Here is a 14,964-nt window from a genome sequence, read left to right as displayed (position 1 = left end):
GGCCCTTGGCGGGCGGGCGGCGCGGGCAGCCGATCGGATCGGCCGCCCGGCCTAACGGCCGCGCAACTGATCCAGCAGGATCGAGGTCGGGTAGCCGTCCGGCGTCACGCCCCTGGCGCGCTGATAGGCGGCCACCGCCGTCATCGTGCCCGAACCGAACAGCCCGTCGATCTCGCCGTCATAATAGCCCTGGGCGCGCAGGCGCTGCTGGATTTCCTTCCGCTCGGCCGTGGACAAGGGCCGGTCGTTGCGTGGCCAGCCGCCCTGGATGCCCGACCGCCCGGCGATCCGTTCGCCCAGGAAGGACACGCCAAGCGCATAATTGTCGGAATTGTTGTAGCGCAGGATCGACCGGAAATTGTCGAGGATCAGGAAGGCCGGTCCGCGCGCGCCCGCCGGCATGATGATCGAGCCGTTGCCCGATGGCAGGCTGCCGCCGCCGAAGCGGGTCACGCCCTGCGCGGCCCATGTGCCGCTGGATTTGCGGGTGCTCTTGCCGATCTGGCCCATGTTGAAATTCGCGGGCAGCCTGACCTCGGCCCCCCATGCCTCGCCCCGGCGCCAGCCGCTCCGAGCCAGATAGGCCGCGGTCGAGGCCAGCGCGTCGGTCGGATCGTCGGACCAGATGTCGCGGCGGCCGTCACCGGTGAAATCGACGGCATATTCAAGATAGGATGTCGGCATGAACTGGGTATGGCCCATCGCGCCGGCCCAGCTGCCCAGCATGTTTTCGGGATCGACATCGCCCGCCTGCAGGATCTTCAGCGAGGCGATCAGCTGTTTCTGGAACATCTCGCCCCGGCGGCCGTCATAGGCCAGCGTCGCGAGCGAGGGGATGATCTGCATCTTGCCGCGATTGGCGCCGAAATTCGATTCCATCCCCCAGACGGCCAACACGATTTCGCGCGGCACGCCATAGCGCGCCTCGATCGCCGACAGGGTGCTGTTGAACCGCGCCGCCTTCTCGCGCCCGGTATCGATGCGGGAATCAGAGACGGCACTGTCCAGATACAGCCAGACGGGGCGCGAGAATTCGGCCTGTTTGCGGTCCAGCCGGATCACGTCCGGGTTGTAGCGCGCGATCCTCATGGCGCGGTCATAAGTCGCCGCCGAAACGCCCGAAGACAGCGCGCGCGAGCGGAAGGACTGAACGAAATTCTTCAACCCGGCCTCGTCCCCGGCCGACGCGGCGGGGATCGGCGCCGGCTCGGGCGCGGCATAGGAACCGCCGCCGCCGGGCGCGCGGTTCATCGGTCCTGCGCAAGAGGCCAGCGCCCCGACAAGGGCGGTGGACATCAGGATTCGGAACATGGTCATGAGGATCGCCTGTTTGTTACTGCTTCGTGCTTGTTTGTGAGCAGTCTAGCGAATGCGATTCGGCTTGGATAGGGTCGGGAGGCGACCCGGCATCCGTTTGCCGGCGTCAGGCAGGCAGTCTGACGCGGATGTTATCGGCGCACCGGAAAGACGGGATCGGCGCCGGATGGCCCACGGCGGCGACGCAGGTCGGGTTGATGATCTGGCAGCGATGCAGGACAACGAAATCGCGGTCATGACCGCCGTCTGGCGCCCGAAACCGGCTGACGCCGGGGCGGTGATCCCAGACGCAGGCCCGGCATGTCATTTCGGAAAAGGTTTCCAGAAGCGTGCCGGCGGTCAGACGGGCCTGTCATATTCGCGGGCGCGGATGATGACATGGGCGGCCTTGTCGGGGCTGATCTGAAGCATGGGTTCCTCCGGCCCGCCCTTATTGTCGCGGGCCGGGCAGGGTCACTCCTTGCGTCCGAAAAGACGTTCGATATCGGCAAGGCGCAGCTTGACCCAGGTCGGCCGGCCGTGATTGCATTGTCCCGATCTGGGGACGCGCTCCATCTCGCGCAGCAGGGCGTTCATCTCGTCCGCGCCCATGCGTCGGCCCGCGCGGACCGAGCCATGGCAGGCCATGGACGACAGAACCGCGTCGATCCGCCCGCGCAGACGGTCGGATGCACCCTGATCGGCCAGATCGTCAAGGATGTCGCGGATCAGCGCCGGAACGTTCAGGCGGGTCAGCATCGCCGGCGATTCGCGCACCGCGATGGCGCTGCCGCCGAACGGCTCGATCACCAGCCCCAGGCAGGCAAGGTCGTCGGCAACGCCCAGAATCCGGTTGCAATCGGCCTCGGACAATTCGACGATTTCGGGGATCAGCAACGCCTGCGAGGCGATGCCGCTTGCGCCGGCCTGCGCCTTCAGTCGTTCATAGACCAGCCGTTCGTGGGCCGCGTGCTGATCGACGATGACAAGGCCGTCAGCGGTCTGCGCAAGGATCCAGTTCTCGTGAATCTGTGCCCGTGCGGCGCCCAGCGGGGCATCCTGCGGCCCGTCGTCCGGCACTCCTTCGAAGCGCGCCGACGGTGCTTCGGCAAAGCCCGGATCGGCGATCGGGGCCTGCATGTCCAGCGCCCCGCGCATGGCGCCTGCCGAGGGGCGGCGGTCGTGCATCTGATAGCGGCGCGCCTGTGCCGCCGCCGGCTCTGGCCGGAAGGCCGCCAGCGTCGCATCACCAAGGGTCGATGAGGCGCGATGGCCTGCGCTGGCCAACCCGTGCCGCAATGCGCTGACGATCAGGCCGCGCGCGGCCTGCGGGTCACGGAACCGGACCTCGGCCTTGGCAGGATGGACGTTCACGTCCACGAGATGCGGATCGCAGGTCAGATACAGCACCGCCGCCGGGTGGCGCCCCGCAGCCAGCACATCCATGTAGCCCGCCCGCAGCGCGCCGGTCAGCAGCTTGTCGCGGACCGGGCGGCCGTTCACATAAAGATGCTGCGCCACCGCCGCGCCGCGCGAATAGGTCGGCAAGGCGGCAAAGCCGGTCAGGGTCAGGTCGTCGCGAATGGCGTCGATGGTGACCGTATTGTCGATGAAATCGCGGCCCATCACCCGCGTCAGGCGCAGTTTCAGGGCGTCGAAAAGCTCGCCCTGTTCGGCATCGGCGCGGAAGATCTCGCGCCCTTCCGCCGATAGCGAAAACCCGATCCAGGGTTCGGCCATGGCAAGGCGGCGGATCGTGTCGGCCACGGCCTGCGTCTCGGCGCGGTCGCTGCGCATGAATTTCAGCCTGGCGGGGGTGGCAAAGAACAGATCGCGCAACTCCACGACGCAGCCCCGATTGGCTGCCGCGGGACGGACCGGGCCGGCGGCCCCGCCCGCGACGGCGATCGCCACGCCCTCACAGCCTTGCGCGCGTGAGGTGATCGTCAGCCGCCCGACGGCGCCCAGCGACGGCAGCGCCTCGCCGCGAAAGCCGAAGCTGCGAATCGCCAGCAGGTCACTGCCATCGATCTTGCTGGTGGCGTGGCGCGACAGGGCCAACGGCAGGTCGTCGGCGGTCATCCCGCAGCCGTCATCGGTGACGCGGATCAGCCGCTTGCCTCCGTTCTCGATGGCGATGTCGATGCGCGTCGCGCCGGCATCCAGCGCGTTTTCCACCAGTTCCTTCACCGCCGAAGCCGGACGCTCGACCACTTCGCCTGCTGCGATGCGGTTGGACGTGGCCTCATCCAATTGGCGGATGACAGGGCGGATATTGGGTGCGTGACTGTTCATGTCACCAGATATAGCACCGGGCCGCGGGGTCAGAAAGAATTTCCTGCCTGATGGGTGACGGAACGGAAACCGGGGCGCGGGTTTGGCGGTTGAGGCAACACAGCTTTTCAAAAAAGGACGAAACAATGCGTAAGGTAAGTGTGGCAATGACATTGGGCCTGACGCTGCTGGTAGCGGCCTGCGGCCCGAATACCGCAACCCGCGCGACGACCGGCGCGGCAACGGGCGCCGTCGTCGGCGGGCCGGTCGGCGCCGTGGCGGGCGCGGCGCTTGGCGGCAGCGGCGCAGTCCAGGTCAAGTGATCCGGCCGAACTGTGGGTGAACATGGCCGGGATCGCTCCCGGCCAAGTTCCCTCAATTGACTGCGTTCTCCGTCTCGGCCGCCTGCCCGGCGGGCGGCGACCCGGTCCCGGCTTTCGCGGTTTCGACCCCCTCCGGACGGCCGACCAGGACAAAGCGCAACTGGTCCGGGTTCAGCAGACGCGCAGCGACGCGCTGGACATCCTCGGCGGTGACGGCCTCGACCTTCTGGTTGCGGGTGTTCACGTAGTCGATGGGAAAGCCCACAAGCTGCATCCCGGCCAGGATCCCCGCGATCTTGCCATTGCCATCGAAACGCAGCGGATATTCCCCGGTCAGATAGGTCTTCGCATCCCGCAATTCCTGCTGGCTGACGCCATCCTTGGCCATCTTTTCCCATTCCTTGCGGATCAGATCCAGAGCCTGGCCGATCGAGGCGTTCGAACCCTGCATCCCGCCAAGCCAGCGTTGACCATAAAGTCCGGTCGCGAGCCCCGTATAGATGCCATAGGTCAAGCCCCGCTTTTCGCGAAGTTCTTCCATCAGACGAGAACCGAAGCCGCCGCCGCCAAGAATGTGGTTGGCGACATAGGCGGCGAAGTAGTCCGGGTCGTCGATGGGCAGGCCCGGCCCATAGAAGCTGACCACGGTCTGCGGGCTGTCCCAGTCGATCACGGTCACGTCGTTGCCGAGGTTCAATTGCGCGGGTTCGGGCAGGGGGGCGGTGCCTTTTTCCGGAAGACCGCCCAGGATCCGGTCCAGCAGCGGTCCCAGTTCCTCGGGCGTGATATCGCCCGAGACGCCAACCACCACCCGGTCCCGCGCCAGAACGCGGTTCTTCGCGGCGACCAGGTCCTGCCGCGTCAGCCGCGCCACGGATTCAGCCGTGCCATTGGCCGAACTGCCATAGGGGTGATCGCCAAAGGCCAGTTGCGCCAGTTTCTCGCTGGCAATGGATTGCGGATCGTTTGCGTTCGCGCGGATGATCGCCTGAACCTGACCCTTCACCCGGTCGATCGCATCCTGATCGAAACGCGGTTGGGTCAGCGCCTTGGCCAGCAGATCCGCGGTCGCGTCGCGATTCTCGGTCAGGGTGCGCATGTCGATGCTCAGCGCGTCCTGACTGCTGTCGAAAGAGATGTCGGCCCCCAGATCCTCGACCGCCCGTGCAAAGGCGGTCGAATCCAGCTTGCCCGCGCCTTCCTCCAGCGTGGCGGTCATCAGGTTGATCGCACCACGCTTGCCCGGCGCATCGAGACTGGTGCCACCCCTGAAGTCGAATTCCAGCGCGACGAAGGGGATCGAGCGATCCTCGACCAGCCAGGCCTCGATGCCGCCGGGCGATGTGACCTTCTGGATCTCGATGGCCCAGGCCGGCAGCGCGATCAGGGTGGCGACGAGGGCGATGACGGCGCGGATCATCCTTCGATCTCCTTTTGCGTTTCGGCAGTGGCGGCGGCGGGCGGCGCGGCCGCGTCGCCCGGAACGGCTGCGGCGCTGGAATTGGCTGCCGTCTCGGCCGGCGGTGCGGGCAGCAGCCAGCCGGTGACGCGGGCGTCGCTGGTCAGCACCTCCTGCGCGGCCGCCATCACGTCCTGGGCGGTAACCGCCGAGAGGATGTCGGGCCAGTCGTTGACATCCTCGATGCTCAGCCCGGTGGCCAGACCCTGCCCGTAATCATAGGCCCGGCCCTGGGCGGAATCGCGGGCATAGATGCGGGCGGCGCGGATGCTGGTCTTGACCCGTTCCAGATCGGCCTTGTCCGGACCGGTCTTGAGGAAATCGGCCAGCACCTTGTCCAGTGCGGCCTCGGCCTTGTCGCGGGACAATCCTTGCGCGGGCATCATCGAGATGGTGAAATTGGTCGGATCGACCGCCAGTCCGTCATAGCTGGCCCCGGCCCAGATCGCCTTGCCCTTCAGCGCCAATTCGCGCCCCAGAACCGAGGTCTGCATCGATCCGCCCAGCAATTCGGCCAGCACCGTCAGCGCGGCAGCCCTGGCCTGGTCGCCCGGATTCCGCTCGGGCGCCAGGATCATGCGGGTCATGACCGGCTGGGGAACGCGGGGATCGACCATCTCCATCCTGCGCGGGCTGCGCTGCGTGGGTTCCTGCGGGCGGATACGGGGTGCGGCCTCTGCCTTGGCCGGAATGGGGCCGTAATATTTTTCCGCCAGCTCGCGGGCCTTTTCCGAGGTGACGTCACCGGCAAGGATCAGCACCGCCTCGCTTGGGGAATAATTGTCGTCATACCACTTGATTGCATCCTTGCGCGTCAGGTCCATCATCTCCTGCCGCCAGCCGATGACCGGGCGGCCGTAGGGATGGTTGTAATACAGCGTCGCGCTCTGTTCCTCGCCGAACAGGGCGCGCGGATCGCTGTCGGTCCGCTGGGCGCGTTCCTCCAGCACGACCTGGCGTTCGGCTTGCCAATCGTCCTCGCCGATCTTCAGGTTCGCCATGCGGTCTGCCTCCATCCTCATGATCAGGGGCAAGCGATCGCTGGCGATGCGCTGGAAATAAGTGGTGTAGTCGTAAGAGGTGAAGGCGTTGTCCATACCGCCATTGGCGGTCACGGTTCGGGACAATTCGCCGGGGCCCAACGTGTCGGTCCCCTTGAACATCAGATGTTCCAGATAATGCGCGATGCCGGATTTTCCGGGCGCTTCGTCCGCAGCGCCGATCTTGTACCAGACCATCTGGACCACGACCGGGGCGCGGTGATCCTCGATCACGACGGTCTCAAGCCCGTTGGGCAGGGTGAAGCTGCTGACGCCTTCCGGCATATCGGCCAGCGCCGGCAGCGCGGACAGCGACAAGGCAAGGGCTGCGGGCAAAGGGGCGCGGCGCATCGGGTCGGAACCTCCTCGTGTGGTGGCGGAAATCTGCCGCCCGCGCAGGCGGGGCGCAACCCGTCTCGCGGCATTGTGTGCGGCGCGACGCAGCGCGCTGTGGCCGATCGCGCCCACGCCGGCGAACGGCGCGGCGCCAGCCTGTGTTTCCGACCTCTACCCTGACAGCGCGACCGGCAGGCTCGTCGGGCCGTGGGCTTGCAGGCCGGTCTTCCATGTCGCCTCGCCTGCGGCCTCGATCCGCGTCGTCCGCGCCAGCAAGGCGTCAAACAGAACTTCCATGTTCAGCCGCGCCAGATTGTTGCCCAGGCAGACATGCGGACCGGCGCCGAAGGCCAGATGCAGGTTCGGCCTGCGGGTCACGTCGAACCGGTCCGGTCCCTCGAACGCCGCGGGATCGCGGTTGGCGCTGGCATAGAGCAGGCCGAACTTCGTGCCCCTCGGCCAATCTCGCCCGCAGATCGTCAGATCGACCGAGGCATAGCGGTGAAAGAAGGGCAGCGGCGCGGCATGGCGAAACATCTCTTGCACCGCCTGCGGCATCAGCGCGCGATCGGCGCGCAGCAGCGCCATCTGGTCGGGATGGGCCAGCAGCGCGGCCATGCCGTTGCCCATCGCGTCCACGGTCGAGCCATGGCCCGCGTGCAGAAGCTGCATCAGGGTCGAGATCACCTCGTCACCACTCATCTGCCCGCGGGCCTCGGCAAGGGTCAGGGCGCTGGTCAGATCGTCGCGCGGCCGGATCCGGCGCTGCGCGCACAGATCCCGCAACAGGTCGTGAAACAGCCGTGTCGCCTGCTCGGCCCGCGCCTTGCGCGCGGGGGTGCGGTTGCTGACGTCGAAATAGGTCACGACAGCCTCGGACCATTCCGTCATCTGCCGCGCCATCGCCGGGTCGGTGCCGATCAGGTGCCCGATCACCTGGCCTGGCAGGTCATGGGCCAGATCGGTCACGAAGTCGATCCGTTCGCGGGACAGCAGCGCGTCCAGCCGCGCGCCCAGATGGTCCGCAACCCAATCGCGCAGGCTTTCCAGCCGGGTCTTTGTGAAGAAGGGAAAGACCGCACGGCGCAGCCGGTCATGGTCGGCGCCGTCCAGCTCCAGCATCGAGGTCTGCACGAAGCGTTCATGAAACGGCATGTCGTGGAAATTCTCGGCCCGTCGCAGGCGGTCTCTGTCGCCGGGCGCGGCAAAGGCGGCGGCGCCCCGCACCATCCGCCGGTCCGAGGCGATGGCGCTTACATCGTGAAACCGCGCCGCGACATGGCCCTCGAATCCCGCCAGCCAGGGCAATTCGGGCAGCGCCCGGATCGCGGCATAGACCGGCCAGGGATCGCGGCCGAAATCCGGCGAGGCCGGATCGAAGCCCGGAACCATGGCGCGCCTACTTGGCCGCCGGGGCCGGCGAGGTCGAGGTCCGCGCGCCGGCGCGCTGCCAGCGGATCTGTTCCGCAGTGGCATCCAGCGCCATGCTGCGATAGGCGCGCTGATAGACCGAGGTGCCGAACAGGGCCTCCAGCGGGCGGCGGGCATTGCGCGACCGCCAGCGAAGATCCGCCTGCGCCAGTTCCGGGCGTATGTCGGGATTCGTGCCGGCCCGCCCGGCATAGGCCACCAGCGCCTGATCCGAAGCGGCGATGCCGCGGTCGTCCAGCCGCGCAGGATTGCCTCCAAGCGCGGCCACCGCATCGGCCTGCGGCGTCGGATCGGTGATGTTGGGCCCGCCCGGAGTCGGCGCCGGCAGAACGGCCAGATCAGGCGGCATCGACAGGGGTTTCGACGGCAGCACGGCAAATTCGTCGGGGCTGCTCTGACCTGCGCGAATGTTCATCAGACGCGGGTCGCCGCTGCACGCCGAAAGCCCGGCCAAGGCCGTAAATCCGATGATCAGCGCAAAAGCCCGCATATCCTGCCCCTTCGTCGTTTGGCTTCTTCTATCGCGAATTCTCGGCCCCGTCACGCGGCTTGTCGCCCCGCGCCCCGGGCCGCTTCGCGGCGGCGGACTTGCGCGCCTTGGTCCAGGTCGAGCCCTTTTTTTCCTGCGGCAGCAGAACCAGCACGATGGCGCCGGCGAAGATGCTGATATCGGCGATGTTGAAGCTGAACGGGTTGTCCCAGCCCGGCAGCGACATGTTGAGGAAATCGGCCACAGCGCCATAGCGCAGTCGGTCGATCACGTTGCCAATGGCTCCGCCGATCAGCAGACCGCCCGAGATCCGCGCCAGAAGCCCGGCATTGCTGCGCCGAAGCCAGATCCAGACCCAGATGCAGATCGCCACCGCGATTCCGATCAGAAGCCACCGCGTCAGGTCCCGGTCCGACGCCATCAGCCCGAAATTCATCCCCTGATTCCAAGCCATCCGCAAGTTCAGCCAGGGCGGCGCCACGTCGATCCGGCGCAGAAGGTCGAGGTTCAGCAGCTGCAGGACCCAGTATTTCAGCGCCTGGTCCAGCACGATGATCACGGTCGCAAGCCGGCCGGTCAGCCGCATGTCCGCCCGCGGCGGCGGTTTCGGTTTGCGCGGCCGGCGCGGTTTTCGGGCGGGTTTGGCGGGCGGTCTTTCCGCCTCGAAGGGCAGTTCGTTTTGCATCAGTGCCGGAAATGCCGTTGGCCGGTGAAAACCATGGCAAGCCCCAATTCATTCGCCGCCGCGATCACCTCGTCGTCGCGGACCGAGCCGCCGGGCTGGATCACCGCGCGGGCGCCCGCTTCTGCCAAGGCCTCGATCCCGTCGGCAAAGGGGAAGAACGCGTCAGAGGCCACGGCCGCGCCGACGGTCAGCGGCAGCGGCAGGCCAAGCACCTGGGCCATGTCCTCGGACTTGCGGCGGCCGATCCGGGTGCTGTCCACGCGGCTCATCTGGCCTGCGCCGATGCCGACGGTCGCCTGGTCCTTGGCATAGACGATGGCGTTCGACTTGACGTGCTTGGCGACATTCCAGGCGAACAGCAGATCGGCCATCTCGGCCTCGGACGGCTGGCGGTCGGTCACGATCTTCAGCGCGTCGCGCCCGACATGGCCGTTGTCGCGCCCTTGCACCAGAAACCCGCCTGCGACCTGGCGATAGGTCATGCCGCCTTCGCCCGGGTCGGGCAGGCCGCCGGTGGTCAGCAGGCGCAGGTTCTTCTTGCCGGCAAAGACGCGCCTGGCATCCTCGTCGGCATCCGGCGCGATGACGACCTCGGTGAAGATCTTCACGATCTCCTCGGCGGTGGCCCCGTCCAGCGGGCGGTTCAGCGCCACGATGCCGCCAAAGGCCGAGGTCCGGTCGCAATCGAAGGCCCGGCGATAGGCGTCGATCGCGGTTCCGCCGCGCGCCACGCCGCAGGGATTGGCGTGCTTGACGATGGCGCAGGCGGGACCGTCGCCAGGGTCGAATTCGGCGACCAGCTCGAACGCGGCATCGGTGTCGTTGATGTTGTTGTAGGACAATTCCTTGCCCTGCCATTGCTTCGCGGTGGCGACACCGGGCCGCGCCTCTCCGGTCACATAGAACGCAGCCGATTGATGCGGGTTCTCGCCATAGCGCAATCCCTGCGCCAGCGTGCCCGCGAAGGCGCGGCGGCGCGGCGTGTCCTCGCCGATGGCCTTTGCCATCCAGGTGCTGACGGCGGCATCGTAGGCGGCGGTGCGGGCATAGGCGATCTGGGCCTGACGCTGGCGGAAAGCACAGGTGGTATGGTCGTCATTGGCGTCCAGTTCCGCCAGCAATGCGTCGTAATCCTGCACATCCACGATGACGCTGACAAAGCCGTGATTCTTGGCCGCCGCCCGGATCATCGCCGGCCCGCCGATATCGATGTTTTCGATGCAATCGTTGTAATCCGCGCCCTTGGCGACCGTTTCCTCGAACGGATAGAGGTTGACGACCAGCAGGTCGATCGGCTCGATCCCGTGCGCCTGCATCGCGGCCTGATGCTCCTCGTTGTCGCGCAGCGCCAGCAAGCCGCCGTGAACGGCCGGGTGCAGGGTCTTCACGCGACCGTCCATCATCTCGGGAAAACCCGTCACATCGGCCACATCGACGACGCCCAGCCCGGCCTCGCGCATGGCCTTGGCACTGCCGCCGGTGGACAGGATCTCGACCCCGCGCGCCTCCAGCTTGCGGGCGAAATCGATCAGTCCGGTCTTGTCCGAGACCGAGATCAGTGCGCGTTTCAGGGCGATGGGACGGGACATGGCGGACCTTGCATCTGGATCGTGTCGCCCACCTAGCGCCAAGGCGCAGGAAGGTCCAGCGCCACGGACGGCCTTCGCCCTCTTGGAAAATACCTTGCAGGGGGTCCGGGGGACGCAAAGTCCCCCGGCGGTCGCGGGACGCTGGGCAGGCTGCGGATCCGGGCGGGGTCTTGCCGTTTCCTGGCGCGGCCGAGGCGAACGGACTGCCTGCCCGCCGCAAGGCGCCGGAACTGGCGGCGGCGCGCCGTTTCCTACTGCAAATCGGCAAAGGCGTCTTGCAGGCGCGATACGGCCTCGGCCACGCGGGCGCGGGGGGTGGCGATGTTGAAACGCAGAAAGCTGTCGCCGCCCTTGCCGAAGGTGTGGCCATGATTGGCGGCGATGCGGGCGATCTTCTCGACGCGGGCGGTGAAATCCTCGGGCGTCATGCCGGTGCCCGAGAAATCGACCCAGGACAGATAAGTGGCTTCCAGCGGCATGGATCGCAGGCCCGGAATCGCGTTCACGCCCTCGTCGAACAGGCGGCGGTTGCCATCCAGATATTCGGTCAGCGCATCGACCCACGCCGCGCCTTCGGGCGAATAGGCGGCGGCGACCATGTCCGCGCCCATGAAGGCGGCCGATACGCCACGCGCCAGCAGCGCGCGGCGAACCCCTTCGCGCAGGGTATCGTCGGCGATGATGGCATTGCCGATATGGGCGCCGGCGATGTTGAAGGTCTTGGTGGCGGCGGTCAGGGTGATCAGCCGGTCACGCAGTTCGGGCGCGACCTTGGCGATCATGCTGTGGGTCTGGCCCGGCATCGTCAGGTCGCAATGGATATCGTCCGAGATCAGGATCAGATCGTGGCGGATGCAGAAATCGGCGACCTGGCGCAATTCCTCGTACGACCAGACGCGGCCGCCGGGATTGTGCGGCGAGCAGAGGATCAGGACTTTCTCGCGCCCGGTCAACAGGCTGTCCCAGTTGTCCCAATCCATCCGATAGAGGTCTTCGCGCAGGGCCAGTGGAAATTCGACCAGTTCGCGACGCGAGGCGCGAATGACGCGGGCGAAGGCGTGATAGACGGGCGACATCACGATCACGCCGTCGCCGGGTTCGGTGGTGGCGTCGATGGCCATGGCGACGCCATTGACCAGTCCCGCCGTGGTCAGGATCCACGGCGTCTCGATCTGCCAGCCATGGCGGTTTTCATGCCACCAGCGGATCGCCTCCAGATAGGGCGCATTGCGGCCGGGATAGCCGTAGATGCCGTGGTCGGCGGCGCGCTGGACGGCCCGCTGCACCGCCCGGGGCGGGCGGAAATCCATGTCGGCGACCCACATCGCCAGTCCGTCCGACGGCGCCACGCCATAGGTCATCTGCATGTCGTCCCATTTCGAGCAACGGGTGCCAACGCGGTCGATGATCTGATCGAAATCGGGTCGGGTCATGGCGGCTTTCCTGCTGGGGCGTTTCCGCCCTGCATACGCGGGTTGTTGCTTATGGTGAAGCCATCGCCTAAATCCACCGGCATGAGCCTGCGCACGATCCTGATCCATCCCGATCCCCGCCTGAAGAAGGTGGCCGATCCCGTCGCCCGCGTCACGCCCGAGATCGAGTCGCTGGCGGCCGATCTGCTGGCCACGATGTATGAGGCGCCGGGTGTCGGCCTGGCCGCGCCGCAGGTGGGGGCGGGGGTGCGGCTATTCGTGATGGATGCGAGCCGGGAGCCGGAGACCGAGAAACGTCCCATGGTGCTGATCAACCCCGAGATCACCTGGACCTCGGAGGCGCTCAACACCTATGACGAGGGCTGTCTGTCGATTCCGGATCAATATGCCGATGTCACCCGGCCGGCCCAGGTGCGGATGCGCTGGCTGGGACTGGACGGCGGGACACATGAGGAAGACTTCGACGGGCTGTGGGCGACCTGCGCCCAGCACGAACTGGACCACCTGAACGGGATCCTGTTCATCGACCACCTGTCGGCGGTCAAGCGGCAGATGATCACCCGCAAGATGGTCAAGCTGAAACGCGAGCGCGCCCGTGCCTGACATGGTGTCCCGGCCCGGCCCGCTGCGGCCCGCCTTGCCCGATCCGCTGGCGGGGGGCGTGGTGCGGCCGATCCTGTGCCATCCCGACCCGGCGCTGCGCGAGATCTGTCAGCCCTCGGGCTATCTGGGCGGGGCCGAGCTTGCCCGACTGGCCGCCGATCTTCTGGCCACGATGTATGCGGCCGAAGGGCGCGGGTTGGCCGCGCCCCAGATCGGGGTGCTGCGGCGGATCGTGGTCATGGATGCCGGCTGGAAGGACGGCGCGCCGGAACCCCTGATCCTCTGCGATCCCGAGATCCTGGTCCGTTCGGACCAGCAGGACATGGCCGAGGAGCGCTGCCTGTCGATCCCCGGACGGGCGGTCGCCGTGCCGCGTTCGGTCGCGGTCACGATGCGCTGGTATCGGCTGGACGGCAATCTGGTAAGCCGCGAATTCAATGGCTGGGCCGCGCGGATCGCACAGCACGAGGCGGATCATCTGGACGGGCGGCTGATCCTGGACTGGGCATGAGCGTGCGGCCCGTCATCGCCTACGCCGATCCGCGCCTGCATCGCGCGGCCGAACCGATCGGGGCGGTGACCGAGACGGTGCGGATGATCTGGGACGACATGGTCGACACGATGGAGGCAATGCCGGGTGTGGGCCTTGCCGCGCCGCAGATCGGGATCATGCTGCGGCTGGCGGTGGTCGATGCTTCGGACCGACGCGGGCAGGCGGTGCTGATGGCCAATCCCGAAGTGCTGCACGAAAGCGTGCAGATGCGCGATCACGACGAGGCCAGCCCGAACCTGCCCGGTGTCTTTGCCCGGATCAGCAGGCCGCGCGCCGTCACGGTGCGGTTCCTGAATCCGGATGGCGCTGTGGAGGAACGCGATTTCGTCGGCCTCTGGGCGACCAGTGTGCAGCATCAGATCGACCATCTGGACGGCAAGGTCTATGTCGACCATCTGTCGCCGCTGAGGCGGAAGATGCTGGTTCAGAAATCGGCAAAGCTGGCGCGCCGGGGATAGCCCGGGGACTGCGCCCTCCGGATCCCCTTGCGGGATATGAGACGACCAAAGCAGGAGGCGGGAATGCGCGTCATTTTCATGGGAACGCCGGAGTTTTCGGTTCCGGCCCTGCGCGCGGTGGCGGCTGCCCATGAGGTGGTGGCAGTCTATTCCCAGCCGCCGCGCGCGGCGGGACGAGGGCAGAAGCCGCGACCCTCGCCGGTGCATCGCGTGGCCGGGGAATTGGGGATCGCGGTGCGGGTGCCCGAGCGGTTGCGTGATACCGAGGCGCAGGCGGCCTTTGCCGCGCTCGAGGCGGATGTCGCGGTCGTGGTCGCCTATGGGCTGATCCTGCCGCAGCCGATCCTGGATGCGCCGGGATTCGGCTGCCTGAACATTCATGCCTCGCTGCTGCCACGCTGGCGCGGGGCCGCCCCGATCCAGCGCGCGGTGATGGCGGGCGATGCCGAAACCGGTGTCGCGGTCATGCAGATGGAGGCCGGGCTGGATACCGGGGCTGTCCTGGCCGAGGCGCGGACCGCCATAGGGCCCGAGGAGACCGGCGCCGATCTGCATGACAGGCTGGCCGTGATGGGCGCGGAACTGATCGTCGATGTGCTTGGACGGCTGCCCTTGCCGGCGGTCGCGCAGCCCGCGGAGGGCATGACCTACGCCGCCAGGATCGACAAGGCCGAGGCGCGGATCGACTGGACCCGGCCGGCCGTCGAGGTGGACCGTCTGATCCGGGGCCTGTCGCCCTTTCCCGGCGCCTGGTGCGAAATCGCGGGCGAGCGGGTCAAGCTGCTGCGGTCGCGGCTGGCGCCCGGACAGGGCCTGCCGGGCGCGGTGTTGTCGGGATTTCGTGTCGCCTGCGGCGAGGGGGCCGTCGAGATCCTCGAAGCCCAGCGTCCTGGCAAGCGCCCGATGCCGGCCCCCGAGATGCTGCGCGGACGGGCGCTGCCGCAAAGGCTGGGCTGAAGGCGGCGCCCGCCGCCCTTCGCGCCCGATCGTGGCG

The 14,964-nt window shown here is 67.3% G+C and carries 14 protein-coding genes; 5 read left to right on the top strand and 9 right to left on the bottom strand.

What is annotated here, in order from left to right:
- Positions 1 to 51 precede the first annotated feature (51 nt).
- Positions 52 to 1,317 carry a lytic murein transglycosylase gene (locus tag AC13CR_RS14230; protein WP_292954666.1) on the bottom strand — a complete coding sequence of 422 codons (1,266 nt, stop codon included), beginning with the start codon at positions 1,315 to 1,317 and terminating at the stop codon, positions 52 to 54.
- 453 nt (positions 1,318 to 1,770) lie between these two features.
- Positions 1,771 to 3,591: a DNA mismatch repair endonuclease MutL gene (gene mutL / locus AC13CR_RS14225; protein ID WP_293767687.1), complete on the bottom strand. Its 1,821-nt coding sequence runs from the start codon at positions 3,589 to 3,591 to the stop codon at positions 1,771 to 1,773.
- A gap of 125 nt (positions 3,592 to 3,716) precedes the next feature.
- Here mutL and AC13CR_RS14220 point away from each other — a divergent pair, with 125 nt between their 5' ends.
- Complete coding sequence (locus tag AC13CR_RS14220; RefSeq protein ID WP_292954660.1) at positions 3,717 to 3,893, top strand: hypothetical protein; 177 nt, start codon at positions 3,717 to 3,719, stop codon at positions 3,891 to 3,893.
- Between the two features lie 52 nt (positions 3,894 to 3,945).
- On the opposite strand, the gene AC13CR_RS14215 is transcribed toward AC13CR_RS14220, so the two are convergent.
- The 7 genes from AC13CR_RS14215 to AC13CR_RS14185 all read right to left on the bottom strand — a co-directional run bounded on the left by AC13CR_RS14215 (position 3,946) and on the right by AC13CR_RS14185 (position 12,356).
- Positions 3,946 to 5,313, bottom strand: a complete 1,368-nt coding sequence (locus tag AC13CR_RS14215) for a M16 family metallopeptidase (protein WP_292978085.1) — start codon at positions 5,311 to 5,313, stop codon at positions 3,946 to 3,948.
- Positions 5,310 to 6,743, bottom strand: coding sequence for a M16 family metallopeptidase (locus tag AC13CR_RS14210; RefSeq protein WP_446236617.1), 1,434 nt, complete (start codon positions 6,741 to 6,743; stop codon positions 5,310 to 5,312). The genes AC13CR_RS14215 and AC13CR_RS14210 overlap by 4 nt, the downstream gene beginning before the upstream one ends.
- A gap of 156 nt (positions 6,744 to 6,899) precedes the next feature.
- The gene (locus AC13CR_RS14205) at positions 6,900 to 8,120 is read right to left on the bottom strand and encodes a cytochrome P450 (RefSeq protein ID WP_292954651.1); all 1,221 of its coding nucleotides are present in this window, start codon (positions 8,118 to 8,120) and stop codon (positions 6,900 to 6,902) included.
- Between the two features lie 7 nt (positions 8,121 to 8,127).
- Positions 8,128 to 8,574 carry a DUF3035 domain-containing protein gene (locus AC13CR_RS14200; protein ID WP_414692155.1) on the bottom strand — a complete coding sequence of 149 codons (447 nt, stop codon included), beginning with the start codon at positions 8,572 to 8,574 and terminating at the stop codon, positions 8,128 to 8,130.
- Between the two features lie 103 nt (positions 8,575 to 8,677).
- Positions 8,678 to 9,235: a signal peptidase II gene (gene lspA, locus AC13CR_RS14195; protein WP_482919999.1), complete on the bottom strand. Its 558-nt coding sequence runs from the start codon at positions 9,233 to 9,235 to the stop codon at positions 8,678 to 8,680.
- Between the two features lie 98 nt (positions 9,236 to 9,333).
- Positions 9,334 to 10,923 carry a bifunctional phosphoribosylaminoimidazolecarboxamide formyltransferase/IMP cyclohydrolase gene (gene purH, locus AC13CR_RS14190; protein WP_292954646.1) on the bottom strand — a complete coding sequence of 530 codons (1,590 nt, stop codon included), beginning with the start codon at positions 10,921 to 10,923 and terminating at the stop codon, positions 9,334 to 9,336.
- A 251-nt stretch (positions 10,924 to 11,174) separates the two neighbouring features.
- Positions 11,175 to 12,356: a MalY/PatB family protein gene (locus AC13CR_RS14185; protein WP_292954643.1), complete on the bottom strand. Its 1,182-nt coding sequence runs from the start codon at positions 12,354 to 12,356 to the stop codon at positions 11,175 to 11,177.
- Positions 12,357 to 12,437: 81 nt separating this feature from the next.
- Between AC13CR_RS14185 and def (AC13CR_RS14180) the strand changes: the two genes are divergently transcribed.
- From def (AC13CR_RS14180) to fmt, 4 genes are all read left to right on the top strand, one after another.
- Entirely contained in the window at positions 12,438 to 12,959 is a 522-nt protein-coding gene (gene def, locus AC13CR_RS14180; protein ID WP_292954640.1) for a peptide deformylase, read from the top strand.
- A 1-nt stretch (position 12,960) separates the two neighbouring features.
- Complete coding sequence (locus AC13CR_RS14175; RefSeq protein ID WP_292954637.1) at positions 12,961 to 13,470, top strand: peptide deformylase; 510 nt, start codon at positions 12,961 to 12,963, stop codon at positions 13,468 to 13,470.
- On the top strand, positions 13,467 to 13,970 hold the full coding sequence (def, locus tag AC13CR_RS14170; protein ID WP_292954634.1) for a peptide deformylase: 504 nt from the start codon (positions 13,467 to 13,469) through the stop codon (positions 13,968 to 13,970). The genes AC13CR_RS14175 and def (AC13CR_RS14170) overlap by 4 nt, the downstream gene beginning before the upstream one ends.
- Positions 13,971 to 14,033: 63 nt before the next feature.
- Positions 14,034 to 14,927 (top strand): methionyl-tRNA formyltransferase, encoded by an 894-nt coding sequence (gene fmt, locus AC13CR_RS14165; protein WP_292954631.1) that lies wholly within the window; start codon positions 14,034 to 14,036, stop codon positions 14,925 to 14,927.
- The last annotated feature ends 37 nt before the right edge of the window (positions 14,928 to 14,964 follow it).

Source organism: Paracoccus sp. L-17 (assembly GCF_056857655.1).
The sequence above is the reverse complement of the archived record's forward strand: the minus strand, read 5'-3'. Positions and strand labels throughout refer to the sequence as shown.